This is a genomic window from Persephonella marina EX-H1 (genome assembly GCF_000021565.1).
Lineage (GTDB): Bacteria > Aquificota > Aquificia > Aquificales > Hydrogenothermaceae > Persephonella > Persephonella marina.
In genome coordinates, this window is sequence record NC_012440.1 from 1,758,002 (window position 1) to 1,770,576 (window position 12,575).

Genomic DNA, 12,575 nt, shown 5'->3' on the forward strand with positions numbered 1-12,575 from the left:
TAGTCAAAAATATCTCTTTATTATAAGAAAAGCAATGGAAGATGCTATAACACCCATTACAAAAGGAGCTTCAGCATTTATACTTTCCCATAAGTACCCTGCAATTACACCGGCAATAAGAGAAGAGAAACCTACCGTGAAATGGTACATACCAAAAACGAATCCTTTTCTGAACTTGACTTTTTTTCCTAATGTGGCCCATATTCCTATATCAAGAAATGCATCTGCAAAAGCAAATAGTATAAATCCGGCAACAGGAAAGATAATCATAAGAATGTGAGATATAAGGAACATACTTACTGTCATCTCTAGATGCTTTTTCTCACCTAGACGGTCAAAGAACCTTCCACTTATCAGTGCTGCAATACCGATTATTATTGAGAAGATGAGATATACACTTACTGTTATTGCTTCACTATCAACCTGTTTGTATATCTTTAAAATATAAAAAGAGTATCCAAAATTTGCGAATGAAAGCAAAAAGAACAGGAAAATATATTTGGGGAAGAAAATTTCCCAGGTAACTATCTTTATTCTTTTAGTTTTTCTCTCTTTGGGTATTCTGATGAAAAACACAAGAATCAGGGCTAATATTAGAGGAACCAGAGATAGATAGAAGTAATCCTGGTAATCAGCTTTTCCGAGAAAAAATATAAGAAACACAAGAGCTATAAGTATACCCAGGAAGGATCCAACATTCTCAAAAGCCCTATTTATTCCAAAAGTTCTTCCTATATTTTCCTTTTTTTCAGAGGAAAGAATTGTGTCTTTTACAGGTGCAAAAGAGCCGTCTGAAGTTGCTTCTAAAATTACAGCTATAATAAAATCGTCCCATTTTTTTCCGAGGGTGAAATAAATTTTACTGAATATAGATAATGCTACAGTCCAGATTATCATCCGTTTTCTGCTTAAAAAGTCTGACCAGTAACCTGAAAAGATCTTTACAAGGTTAGATACAAGATCATAACCTCCTTCTATAATTCCTATTACAAACATTGAAACACCTATGCTGTTTACAAGGAAGAAAGGAAGTACAGAAAATACCATCTCATATGACAGAGTTATAAAAAATGTTATCAGGTTTATAATTAGGACTGTGTTGAGGAAACTTTTTTTCATAAATGGAAACCATCCTGCTTTTTTAATTTATAATTAATTGTGAAAATAAATATTATATTGCAGGGAATAAAAATGAAACAGATAGGTATCTGTATCGGAGCAACAAGACCAAACAGGGTTAACTTTATAACTGATGAACCTGTAAGGGTAGGTCAGTTTGTCTGTCTGACATATGAGGAGAGTTCGGGGGAAAGTAAAACAGTCCTCGGGATGATTCACAGGCTTGAGAGGAGTAATCCGTATCTTCCAGATGATATCAGGGCTCCTGAAGCAGCTGAGAGTATAAAAAAGTTCTCTATTAATGAGAACTACATCAGAGGTGAGATAAGTATACTGGGAGAGATTCTGGATAATGGTGATGAAGTTTTCCTCCAGATGCCGAGGACACCACCGCTTCCAGCAGCAGAGGTTTTGGAGGCACCCCCTGATCTTTTAAAGAAAGTTTTTGGTGCAAAAAGTGAAAAGTTTGTCAGGATAGGAAGACTTCTTTCAGAAAAAGAGGACATACCTGTTTATGTGGATATTGAGCAGATAGTGTTAAGACATCTTGCTATACTCGCCGTTACCGGTGCAGGAAAATCAAACACAGTTTCCGTTCTTTTGAAGAATATTATAAATTTAGGAGGAACTGTAGCTGTTTTTGATTTCCATGGAGAGTACGTTAAGAGTAAGCTCACAAAAAATGGAAAGAATGCTGTTAACCTGATCCCACCTTTAATAAATCCTGTTATGCTAAAACCAAAGGAGTTTGCATCCTTAATAGGTATAAAGCAGAACGCATATGTTCAGTTCAGATACTTCCGTATTGCTTTTGAGTATCTGATGGAACAGCTCAAAGAGGAAAGAGGTGATAACTGGCAGAACTATATAGATACATCTGAATTTCTATCAAGATTAAAATCAACAATAGAGGATATATCTGATCCTGAGACAGAGATAGGAAGTAAAATAAAAGGTAAGGTCAGAGAAGAATCATTATTTGAAGTTCTTAACAAACTGGAGGATCTTGAGCTTGAACTTGGTCATATTATAAAACTCGGTGTTCCACCACTGATTGAGAAGATAAAACCGGGTATGGTTAATGTTTTTGATTTTTCGGAGCTAGATGAGGATGTAGCTGATGCTATAGCATCAAACATACTTAGATGGTCTCTTGAAGAGAGAAAGAAGGCTGTAAGAAAAGGAAGCTCAAAACTTCCGTTTCCACTTTTAATAGTTATAGAAGAAGCACACATACTTGCAGGTGAGAAGAGAAACACAGAATCAAAGTACTATATATCAAGGATCGCAAGGGAAGGTCGTAAGTTTGGACTAGGTCTTGCTGTCGTAACTCAAAGACCAAAAGGTCTTGATAAAGAGATACTTTCACAGATGAATAATATGATTATACTGAAGCTTGTTGAACCTGAAGATCAGAAGCATGTTCAGAGGGCAAGTGAGTCATTATCGCAGGAGCTTATGGACTATCTACCTGGACTGAATCCAGGTGAGGGAATAATCATAGGAAATATGACAAGGATACCACTTCTTGTGAAGATAGATAGAGCTGAGGAAAAGATAGAAGGAAACGATATCAATGTAGTGAAAGAATGGAAAAAGTTTGAAAAGGATAGAGATTATTATATAGAAGATCCATTGAAAGAGCTGGAAAATCTGTGATGAAATTTAGAAACAGAGAGGAAGCAGGAAAACTTTTAGCTGGTGAGATAAAAAGAAATCTTGAAAAAACAGAGGATGTAGTCATCCTTGCAATACCACGGGGAGGTGTTCCTGTAGCTTACTATGTTTCAAAAGAGACGGGAATTCCGTTTCATATGGTTGTTACTAAAAAGATCACCCCACCCTATGAACCTGAGGCAGCTATAGGAGCTATAGCTCCAGATGGAACATTTATGATCAGTTCTTATGCTTATCTTTCGGAAAAGGAGCTTGAAGAAGCAAAAAAGAGAGCTCTTGAAGGTGCCCTGGAAAAACTGAAGAAGTACTCCAGAGGAGAAGAACCGTATGTTAAGGATAAAACTGTTATTGTTGTTGACGACGGAATAGCAACAGGCTATACAGCAATGGTTGCAGGTGAGTACCTGAAAAAAAGAGGAGCAAAGAAGGTTATACTTGCTGTTCCGGTCTGTCCTGTTGACAGTGTAGAGAGGGTCAAAAAAGTTTTTGATCAGGTGATCTGTTACCATAAGGACAATACACCTTTTTTTGCGGTGGGAATGTTTTATGAAGACTTTCATCAGGTAACAGATGATGAGATGTTTAATTACATAAAAAAGGCAGAAAAAGAAGGACTACTGTATAAAAAGGAGGGCAGAGAATGAGAAAGGTTATCGCAGCAGCTGTAGTGTCAGGACTTTTAATATTCTCAATTTCATGTGCAACAAAAAAAACATCAGAGATTCCTCCTGAAAAAGAGAAAAAGATAGTCCAGATAGGAAGTAGTGCCACGAAAAAACTTTTGAAAACATTAAAAGGTGAGCTTATTGAGGCTTTAAAGAGAGGTCCTCTTTATGCTATTGATGTATGCTCAAAGAAAGCTCTACAGCTGACAGAAAAGGTAGAAAAGGAAATAGGAAAGGGGATAGATATAAAGAGGACATCTTTAAGATACAGAAACCCTAAAAATGCACCTGACCTTTACGAGAGGGAAGCTTTAGAGTATTTTGAGAAATTCGAAAAGGAGAAAAAGCCACTTCCAGATTATTATCTTCAAAAGGTTGTTATAGATGGAAAGACTTACTACAGATTTTATAAACCATTAAAGGTTCTTCCAGTATGTCTTACATGTCATGGAAAACTCCGTGATATGGATCCAAAACTCCAGACAAAACTTATGAAGCTCTATCCAGGTGATCAGGCTATAAACTATGAAGAAGGTGATTTTAGAGGTGTGGTAAGGGTTTCCATTCCTGAGGAAGCCTTGAAATAAATATTGATAATCAGCCTCCCTGATATATATTACCCTATATTTTTCAGGGAGGTTTTATTATGAGATTTGACCAGAAGACAGTAGGGATAGTCCTTACCGTTCTTGTTGTTTTTGTTGTTGGAGGGTTAATGGTTGAAAGAACTGTTGAGTTCCTGAACTCTGATTTCTCAAACAATGAGACAGATTTCAGAGGATTTCTTATCCAGATTTTTGCTCACATACTTACGATAATAGGATGGCTTTTCATTATAATAGCCGCTTTTCTTAAAGGACATTTTAATGACATAGAAAAACCTAAGACAGATATTCTTGAACTTGAAGAGAAAATAAGGAAGAAAGAGATTATGGACAGAAAAGGGGGATAATCCCCCTCTATAGAGAAATTACTCAACCTCTTCTGTTACGAGAGCTCCTGATGGACACTCTTCTGTGATTTCCATAGCTCTTTCGGCAAGTTCACCTTCTATAACAGCTCCATCTCCACCTATATCGTCTTTAACTTTAGCTATGCCGTCTCCAGCATCTTCGTAAACCTCTGGAAGCTCGTCATAGCATAAAGCACATGCTGTGCAGAGATCTGCATCTACAGAAACCTTAACTTTCATAGGTCAAACCTCCTGTTTTGATTATAAGTTAGTAAAAATTAAGTCTAAATAGTATATGCCACAAATGAAAATATTTCAATAAAACAATGTTTGATTTTTCCTGTAAAAATGCTAAATTATTCTCATGATTAAAGGTTTATACATACATATTCCTTTTTGCAGTATAAAATGTCCATACTGTGACTTTGTATCAATCACATCTGATGATAAAGGTCTGCACAGACGTTATATTGAAGCATTAAAAAAGGAGATCTTACTTTATAAAGAGCTTGATTTTGATCTTGAGACTGTTTACTTTGGTGGTGGAACACCGTCTTTATTAGATCCAGAACTCCTTTCAGAGTTTATTTATTTTATAAAGGATCAGATCTCTGTTGTAGAAAGTCCTGAGATAACCGTTGAGGTAAACCCTAAAACATATAGATACGAAGATTTCAGAATTATAAAAGAAGCAGGTGTAAACAGGATCAGTATAGGCGTACAATCTTTTCTTGAAAGAAATCTAAGGATGCTTGGAAGGGATCATTCTGTTAAAGACAGTTATAAAGCTGTTGAAGATTGTTTAAAATCAGGTATAGAAAATATAAATCTTGATCTTATATATGGGATACAGAACCAGTCATTAAAGGATCTTGAAAAAGATCTTGAGATTTATACATCTCTTCCAGTAAAACATATATCCGCTTACATGCTAACCCCATATGAAGGAACACCTTTTGAACAGTCTGTCAGAGAAGGTGTTTACAGGCTTAAAGATGAAGATGAGCTTTATGATATGTTTGTTCTAATAAATTCTTATCTTGAAACGCAAGGATTCCTCAGATATGAACTCTCAAACTGGTCAAAAGAGGGATACCAGTGCAGACATAACCTGTTCTACTGGAAACATGTACCATTCCTTGGTATAGGTGTTTCTGCATGGTCCTATATAAACGGGAAGAGATCCGGGAATACCGGAAACCTAAAAGAATATCTTGAAAAAATAGAAAAAGGAAAAAAACCTGCTGTTTTTTCTGAAACTATAGATAAGTCTGAATTTTTAAAGGAAAAGATATTTTTAGGTTTAAGATTAAGGGAAGGGGTGCCTGTTAAATATCTTTCAGGGAAGCTAGACTCTGTAGAGGAGCTTGTATCAGAGAATTTTGGTCTTATAGATGGGGATAGATTTATCCTTACAGAAAAAGGATTAATGGTTATAAACAGAATAGTTTCGCTTCTAATTTAGGACATCATCATATTTATAAAAATATCTTTTTTATATTTTCTGTTGTTTTTTTCTGGTGTATTATTAACTTAATTATAAAACTGGATTAATAAGTTATGAGAAATTATTTTATTTGTCTTTTTGCATTACTACTGCTTTTTAATAGTGTAAAAGCTCAGATAGCAAATACAAAGCATAACCTGTCTGCTTCAGGACCTGGAACTATTAAAGCGTTCAGTGAAAATGAGATCTGTGTATTCTGTCATATTCCCCATGATGAAAGGGAAGGAACACCTCTGTGGAATAGAAAGATGCCAACATCGGTTTACACTCTTTATGATAGCGAGTTTATACAGAGAATTAATTACCCTGCACCATCTCAACCTTCTGAGATTGAAGGTCAACCTGGAATAGTTTCAAGGCAGTGTTTGAGCTGTCATGACGGAACGGTTGCTATTGGCGATATATTCATTCTCAGAGGAACAGAGTTGGGAAATACGATTATCAAAATGCAGGGTGTCAATCCTGATGGTACTATGCCGCAGACAGCAGTAGGTTATATAGGAACAGATTTATCTGTACACCATCCAGTTGCGATTGAGTATAATCCTAATATTCAGAAAAATTTTGATGTAGGTTCAAAATCTGTAGAGCTCAATCCGGTTCCTGATCCACCTATAAAGCTTTACACGTATGGAGGTAAAAATTATGTGGAATGTACATCATGTCATGATCCTCACAAGGAAAACAAAAAGTTCTTAAGGGTTGATGTTGGAAATTTAGCTCAGGATTTCAAACAGACATGTATATCCTGTCACAATAAGCCTGGATGGAACGGAAGTGCACACGATACACAGACATTAACATATACTGATCCGGATGTAATAAAAAAATATGGAGAGGGATCCCCAGTTTCTGTAGCTGATTTAGGATGTGGTAACTGTCATACTCCACATAAAGCCCAGGGAAAGCCTCTTTTAAGAAAGATTGAGGAAAGAACATGTTTCTCAGGAGTTGCCTCATCATCAAATCTGGCTCCATGCCATGGATCAGGAGGAGCAAAGGATATAGAAAGTCTGCTGCCACCAAATAGACAGTATGGACATCCTGTTATGGAGATTCTATTTGAGAATGTACATACTCCGCTTGATCTTCTTTACGGTTATGGATCTACGGAGATAGATCCGGCTAATAGCAAGTCTGTTAAGTTTTCCGATTCAAAACATGCAGAATGTATGGACTGTCACAATCCTCACGCTGTCAAACCTGGAACACATACCCCACCAAATCAGTGGTATCCTTCAACAGTAACGGAAACAAACAATCAGGTCTCAAATGTTCTTTCTGGTGTTTATGGTGTTGAGCCTATATGGGGAGGTTTATGGACACAGCCTTCAGGTTTCAAAACCTTAGCAAATGCCCAGAAAGAATACCAGATATGTATGAAATGCCACTCAAAATGGGGACTTGGGAATTCTCCTAATTTTGACTGTACAACAGCATGGACATCAGATCAATCTGGCATAGTTCTTACAGATCAATCCTGTGAGTTCAGTCCTGAAAATAAGTCTGCACATCCTGTTGTTATGCCTTTAAATCAGATGACCGGAAATTATGCTCCGAAATCTCTTGATCCTACACAGCTGAAACCACCATGGAACAGTAATGTGGGGAATCAGACAATGTACTGTTCAGACTGTCACGGTAATGATGATGAAACTTTAAATCCGAAAGGGCCCCATGGATCCCATGCTATGTATATGTTGAAAGGACCGAATAAAAACTGGCCGGCGGACCAGAACGGTAGACTTTATAAGGTGGGTGATATATTTGGAACAAGCTCTGACGGTGGAACAACACAGGGACTTTTCTGTGTAAACTGTCATAATCTGGAGAATGCAGAGGTACATCAGTTTAAAGGAGGAGGCAGAATGGGTGGAGGTGGTATGGGTGGAGGTGGTGGGATGTCAAAATTTGTAGATTTCCCCTGTATTTACTGTCATATAGCTGTTCCTCACGGATCTCCTGTATCAAGGTTGATAGGTTACAGTAACTTCCCTCAGCCATACAACTACAATGGAAACAGCCTAAAACTCACAGGATTTGTGAAAAATAATATACTTAGAAAAAGTGATGCAAGATCTGACTCATGGACCTGTAGATGTCACCGGATGGGTGGCGGTATGGGAGGAGGAGGAGGAAATTATGATTTCAATCCTTATCCTTAATCATAGATGTACTTTATCTTTCAGGTCATCAGGTATATGATCTTTTATCATCTCTATAAACTGTTTTTCATCAAGGATCTGAACGCCAAGGCTTAATGCTTTGCGGTATTTTGAGCCGGGATTCTCACCAACAACAACATAGCTTGTCTTTCTGCTTACAGAACTTGATGCATGACCTCCAAGTCTCTCAACTATCTCCTGAGCTATCTCCCTTGAACAGCACGATAGAGTTCCTGTAAACACAAATGTTTTCCCTTCAAATATATTTTCCACGACCTCCTCTTTTTCCTTACATGTCTGTACGCCTAACCTTTTAAGTTCCTGTATCATCTTTATGTTGTCAGGATTATGGAAGAAGTCGTATATACTGTGCGCAACTACGTATCCCACATCAGGTAATCTCTCAAGATCTTCAACAGACCAGTCTTTAAGATCCTCTACACAGTTTATATTCTCTGCAAGTGTTCTTGCTGTAACCTTTCCAACAAATCTTATACCAAGTCCTGTGATAAGCCTGTTTATAGGTCTGTTTTTTGACTCCTCTATCGCCTTTTTCAGGTTTTCTACAGATTTCTGTCCAAAACCTTCAAGCTGAATGATCTTGTCATAAGGCAGTCTGTAAATATCAGGTATTGATCTTAAAAATCCAAGCTGATAGAACTTCCTTATATTTGCCTCTCCAAGGCCTCTTATATCCATTGCATCCTTAGATGCGAAGTATATTATCCTTTCAACAACCTGTGCCGGACAGTTTATATTTATACATCTCCATACAGCCTCTCCTGCAGGTTTAACAAGCGGTGAACCGCAGGATGGACATTCCTTTGGAAACTGTATAGGTTTTTCCTTTCCTGTTCTAGCCTCTGTTACAACCTTAACAACATAAGGGATAACATCACCTGCCCTCTCTATAAGAACAAGATCTCCAACCCTTATATCTTTCTCTTTGATAAAATCCTCGTTTATCAGGGACACGGATGAAACTGTAACACCTCCTATCTCAACAGGTTCAAGTTTTGCAACAGGTGTTACAGCACCTGTTCTCCCAACCTGAAAAACAACCTTTATTATTTTTGTTGTTGCCTGTCTAGCCCTGAACTTGAATGCTATAGCCCATCTAGGATGGTGTGATGTCACCCCTAATCTGTCGTACAGAGATATATCGTTGACCTTTATTACCATACCATCTATCTCATATGGATAATCATCCCTTTTTCTCTCCCACTCCCTGCAGTAATCAATAACCTCATCAATACCTCTGCATACCTTTATCTCTTTATAGGGAGATTTAAACCCAAGCTCGTAAAGTATTTTTATAGAGTCGTAATGGTATCTCAGTTTATTTCCAAGAAGATTATTCCCATCTTTATCAACAGCGTATGTTATCTGGTAAACAAAAGCCTCAAGACCTCTCTTTGCAACCTCCTTAGGATCCTGAAGTCTCAAAGAACCTGCTGCAGCATTCCTTGGGTTTGCAAGTGGAGGAAGACCTTCCTCAAGTCTCTGGTGGTTTATCTCCTTGAACTTTTCCTTATTTATAAGAACCTCTCCTCTTATCTCTATCCTATCAATACCATAAACTGAAAATTCAGCTGATAATGGAACTGTTTTTATAACCCTTATATTTGGCGTTATATCCTCTCCAACAACACCATCTCCCCTTGTTGCACCTCTCACAAACATATCTTTTTCATAAACAAGGGATATACCTGCACCATCAAATTTTGGCTCAACAGCATACTCAATAATATCAATTCCTACAGCCTCTCTCACTCTCCTGTCAAACTCCCTCAGATCCTCCTCGTTATAGGAGTTGTCAAGTGATAACATAGGGGCAAGATGTTTTACCTGAGGAAACTCCTTTGTAAGCTCAGAAGGAACTCTCTGAGTTGGTGAATCAGGTGTTATAAGCTCAGGAAATCTGCTTTCTATATCCTTCAGGAGATGAAAGAGTTGATCATACTCGTAATCTGATATTACAGGGTTTGCAAGTACATAGTATCTCCAGTCGTGGTATCTTATAACATCTCTAAGATCCTCTATTATAGCCTCTGCATCTTCCTTTGTTTTTATATGTTCTTTTTTTATCTTTAAAAGCTCTTTTGTTCTCTGTATAAGCTCCCTTTCCCTTTCCTTGGTGTACATCTTATTACCTCTTGCCTTTTATAATATCAACGCCGTGGCTTGTTCCTATTCTGTCAGCTCCTGCTTTTATCATTGATACGGCAGTATCAAAATCCCTTATTCCACCTGCCGCTTTTATTTTTATCTTACCTTTCGCCTTTTCTCTGAAAAGTTTTATATCGGAAAGTTTCGCACCTTCAGGGGCAAAACCTGTTGATGTCTTGATAAATTCAGCTCCTAAGTTTATAACGATCTGTACTGCCTTTTCCTTTTCTTCCTGAGATAGATAAGCTGTTTCAACTATGATCTTATGTGTTACATTCTGTGTGTAGTATATGATCGTTTTCAGCTCTTCCTCCACATAAGAGTAGTCCTTAGATTTGAAGGCTCCTATATTCCATACTATATCAAGCTCATCAGCACCATCATTTACCGCTGATGAGGCTTCTATGAGCTTTGTTTTTAACCTGTTTGCTCCAAGTGGAAATCCAACAACTGTTATCACTTTAAGATCTGTTTTTTTAAGAAGGTCCTTTACAAACTTTACGAAAAAAGGGTTTACACATACGCCGTAAAAGTTATTTTCTACAGCCTCCCTGCATAAATCTTCTATCTTTTTGTATGTTGCATCAGGTTTTAGATAGGAATGCTCAATCCTTTTTGCTATGTCTGAGTACAAATCCATACCATTTTTCCTCTAATCCTTCATCTTTTTTTGATACCTCTTTTAAAACCTCAAGATTAAGATCTTTTGAAAGTTTAAGGATCTGTGATCTCTCTTTTTCTCCGTATATCCCTGATACTATGAGGTACTTCCTGAAAAGTTTTGAGATCTTTTTAAATGCTTCCCTGAATATATCTATCTGGAGATTTGCAAGAACTATGTCGTATCTCTCGTTTATATCCTCAAAACTTTTTCTCTCACATAAAACCTCAACCTCGTTCTCCCAGCTATTTGTTTTGCATTCCTCAACAGCTTCAGGCTGTATATCTATACCTTTTACAAGACCAGCACCTATCTTCTTTGATGCTATTGACAGAATACCTGAACCTGTCCCTATGTCTAATACAGAATCTTCTTTTTCTATATATTCAGGAATAAGTGATAGAACGATCTGTGTTGATGGGTGAAGTCCTGTTCCAAAGGCTTTTCCTATCTTAAGTTTTATAGGTATGAGATCACCTTCGTATATCTCCCATTCCGGGATTATAACAAAAGGAGGGATCTTTATAGGCTTAAAATGTTCCTTCCATTTCTCTTCCCAGTTTTCTTCCTTGATATCCTCTTCAAGTATGAGAGTTCCGTTTCCAAGATCTTCAAAGATCTCCTGAACAGCCTCTTTTACAGATTTCAGCTCTTTATCGTCAACATATATAGCAAATACAGTTTCTTCAGTATCTCTGTTTAGTATCTCAAACCCATAACCGTTAAACTCTACAGCGAATATCTCAAAAAGTGATGTTGGAAGGGAGTAGATAAGTTTTTTCATTTTACTTTTCCATCTTTCTTATGTGAAAGATAAGATTTCCGTAAGTGTCGTACTCTATCTTTATCTCTACAGGCAGACCTTCTATCTCTCTCCAGGTGAATATGTAGTTAAAAACATCAACCTTACCATTACTTCTAACCTTTATCTTTCTTACATGTTTGGCTTCATCTGTTTTTAGGGAGTATATCAGTTTTACATGGATACCGTCGTTATGTTCTACCTGTTCTATCCTCTCAAGCTCAGGTAGTGGTGCAGAATCTATTTTATCAAGCCAGTCCTCATAAAGATCCTGCTGTTCAATTACTATTTTTACACCATCTTCAGCCTTTTCCCTGTTTATATGTGACAGCTCCTCATCTAATATTGATTTTATGTATGAGTAAACCTCGTGAAACTGGTTTGTGACCTCTTTTTTCAGGGCTTCTTCCAAGTTTTCAACCTCTTACTCTTCTTCCTTTTTATACCTATTATACATATAATCCTCAAGTCTGGTAATTTCTACCTTAGGGATTCTCATAAGAGCGTTACGCTGTTCCTCTAAATTTCCTGTGTACCTTCTCTTTATCTCTTCCTGTATGTACTCAAGCAGATACTCAATCTGTTTCTGCATCTGTTCCATCTGCTCTTTCATTCTAAGTATAGCATCAACACCTGCAAGATTTACACCAAGCTCCCTTGTAAGAAACAGTATAAACTCAAGCTTCTCAATATCCTCCTGGGAGTAAAGTCTTGTCTTCCCTTCAGTCCTTGATGGTGTAAGAAGTCCTTCCCTCTCATAAAGTCTTAATGTCTGGGGATGGATATTAAACATCCTTGAGACAGCACCTATCATATATAAAGGTTCTTTTTTGCCTTTCTTGTCCTTTCTCATCTTCC

General features: G+C 37.3%; 13 protein-coding genes. 6 read left to right on the top strand and 7 right to left on the bottom strand.

The window, feature by feature from the left end; genetic code table 11:
- Positions 1–3: 3 nt before the first annotated feature.
- Positions 4–1,119: an MFS transporter gene (locus PERMA_RS09110; protein WP_012676637.1), complete on the bottom strand. Its 1,116-nt coding sequence runs from the start codon at positions 1,117–1,119 to the stop codon at positions 4–6.
- A gap of 72 nt (positions 1,120–1,191) precedes the next feature.
- Between PERMA_RS09110 and PERMA_RS09115 the strand changes: the two genes are divergently transcribed.
- The 4 genes from PERMA_RS09115 to PERMA_RS09130 are packed head-to-tail and all read left to right on the top strand — an operon-like array spanning position 1,192 to position 4,413.
- Positions 1,192–2,778 (top strand): ATP-binding protein, encoded by a 1,587-nt coding sequence (locus tag PERMA_RS09115; protein ID WP_012676664.1) that lies wholly within the window; start codon positions 1,192–1,194, stop codon positions 2,776–2,778.
- Positions 2,778–3,440: a phosphoribosyltransferase gene (locus PERMA_RS09120; protein WP_012675526.1), complete on the top strand. Its 663-nt coding sequence runs from the start codon at positions 2,778–2,780 to the stop codon at positions 3,438–3,440. The genes PERMA_RS09115 and PERMA_RS09120 overlap by 1 nt, the downstream gene beginning before the upstream one ends.
- Positions 3,437–4,048, top strand: coding sequence for a Tll0287-like domain-containing protein (locus tag PERMA_RS09125; RefSeq protein WP_012676619.1), 612 nt, complete (start codon positions 3,437–3,439; stop codon positions 4,046–4,048). The genes PERMA_RS09120 and PERMA_RS09125 overlap by 4 nt, the downstream gene beginning before the upstream one ends.
- A gap of 59 nt (positions 4,049–4,107) precedes the next feature.
- Positions 4,108–4,413 (top strand): hypothetical protein, encoded by a 306-nt coding sequence (locus tag PERMA_RS09130; RefSeq protein ID WP_012675234.1) that lies wholly within the window; start codon positions 4,108–4,110, stop codon positions 4,411–4,413.
- Between the two features lie 18 nt (positions 4,414–4,431).
- Here PERMA_RS09130 and PERMA_RS09135 read toward each other — a convergent pair whose 3' ends face one another.
- Complete coding sequence (locus tag PERMA_RS09135; protein ID WP_012675991.1) at positions 4,432–4,653, bottom strand: ferredoxin; 222 nt, start codon at positions 4,651–4,653, stop codon at positions 4,432–4,434.
- 124 nt (positions 4,654–4,777) lie between these two features.
- Between PERMA_RS09135 and hemW the strand changes: the two genes are divergently transcribed.
- Positions 4,778–5,878 carry a radical SAM family heme chaperone HemW gene (gene hemW, locus PERMA_RS09140; RefSeq protein ID WP_012675421.1) on the top strand — a complete coding sequence of 367 codons (1,101 nt, stop codon included), beginning with the start codon at positions 4,778–4,780 and terminating at the stop codon, positions 5,876–5,878.
- Positions 5,879–5,973: 95 nt separating this feature from the next.
- On the top strand, positions 5,974–8,085 hold the full coding sequence (locus tag PERMA_RS10590) for a cytochrome c3 family protein (RefSeq protein ID WP_015898984.1): 2,112 nt from the start codon (positions 5,974–5,976) through the stop codon (positions 8,083–8,085).
- Here PERMA_RS10590 and ligA read toward each other — a convergent pair whose 3' ends face one another.
- The 5 genes from ligA to PERMA_RS09170 are packed head-to-tail and all read right to left on the bottom strand — an operon-like array spanning position 8,086 to position 12,570.
- Positions 8,086–10,230, bottom strand: a complete 2,145-nt coding sequence (ligA, locus tag PERMA_RS09150) for an NAD-dependent DNA ligase LigA (protein WP_012675999.1) — start codon at positions 10,228–10,230, stop codon at positions 8,086–8,088.
- 4 nt (positions 10,231–10,234) lie between these two features.
- Positions 10,235–10,894, bottom strand: coding sequence for a deoxyribose-phosphate aldolase (gene deoC, locus PERMA_RS09155; protein ID WP_012676543.1), 660 nt, complete (start codon positions 10,892–10,894; stop codon positions 10,235–10,237).
- Positions 10,860–11,699: a 50S ribosomal protein L11 methyltransferase gene (locus PERMA_RS09160; protein ID WP_012675915.1), complete on the bottom strand. Its 840-nt coding sequence runs from the start codon at positions 11,697–11,699 to the stop codon at positions 10,860–10,862. Before PERMA_RS09160 ends, deoC begins: the two co-directional genes overlap by 35 nt.
- Position 11,700: 1 nt before the next feature.
- Entirely contained in the window at positions 11,701–12,129 is a 429-nt protein-coding gene (locus tag PERMA_RS09165; protein ID WP_012675520.1) for a hypothetical protein, read from the bottom strand.
- 12 nt (positions 12,130–12,141) lie between these two features.
- A complete protein-coding gene (locus PERMA_RS09170; RefSeq protein WP_012676613.1) occupies positions 12,142–12,570 on the bottom strand; it encodes a heat shock protein transcriptional repressor HspR in 429 nt (142 codons plus the stop codon).
- Positions 12,571–12,575: the final 5 nt, after the last annotated feature.

Bases quoted from the DNA above. Each gene is read 5' to 3' on its own strand.
- PERMA_RS09110 (WP_012676637.1), bottom strand. From the start codon at position 1,119: ATGAAAAAAAGTTTCCTCAACACAGTCCTAATTATAAACCTGATAACA.
- PERMA_RS09115 (WP_012676664.1), top strand. From the start codon at position 1,192: ATGAAACAGATAGGTATCTGTATCGGAGCAACAAGACCAAACAGGGTT.
- PERMA_RS09120 (WP_012675526.1), top strand. From the start codon at position 2,778: ATGAAATTTAGAAACAGAGAGGAAGCAGGAAAACTTTTAGCTGGTGAG.
- PERMA_RS09125 (WP_012676619.1), top strand. From the start codon at position 3,437: ATGAGAAAGGTTATCGCAGCAGCTGTAGTGTCAGGACTTTTAATATTC.
- PERMA_RS09130 (WP_012675234.1), top strand. From the start codon at position 4,108: ATGAGATTTGACCAGAAGACAGTAGGGATAGTCCTTACCGTTCTTGTT.
- PERMA_RS09135 (WP_012675991.1), bottom strand. From the start codon at position 4,653: ATGAAAGTTAAGGTTTCTGTAGATGCAGATCTCTGCACAGCATGTGCT.
- hemW (WP_012675421.1), top strand. From the start codon at position 4,778: ATGATTAAAGGTTTATACATACATATTCCTTTTTGCAGTATAAAATGT.
- PERMA_RS10590 (WP_015898984.1), top strand. From the start codon at position 5,974: ATGAGAAATTATTTTATTTGTCTTTTTGCATTACTACTGCTTTTTAAT.
- ligA (WP_012675999.1), bottom strand. From the start codon at position 10,230: ATGTACACCAAGGAAAGGGAAAGGGAGCTTATACAGAGAACAAAAGAG.
- deoC (WP_012676543.1), bottom strand. From the start codon at position 10,894: ATGGATTTGTACTCAGACATAGCAAAAAGGATTGAGCATTCCTATCTA.
- PERMA_RS09160 (WP_012675915.1), bottom strand. From the start codon at position 11,699: ATGAAAAAACTTATCTACTCCCTTCCAACATCACTTTTTGAGATATTC.
- PERMA_RS09170 (WP_012676613.1), bottom strand. From the start codon at position 12,570: ATGAGAAAGGACAAGAAAGGCAAAAAAGAACCTTTATATATGATAGGT.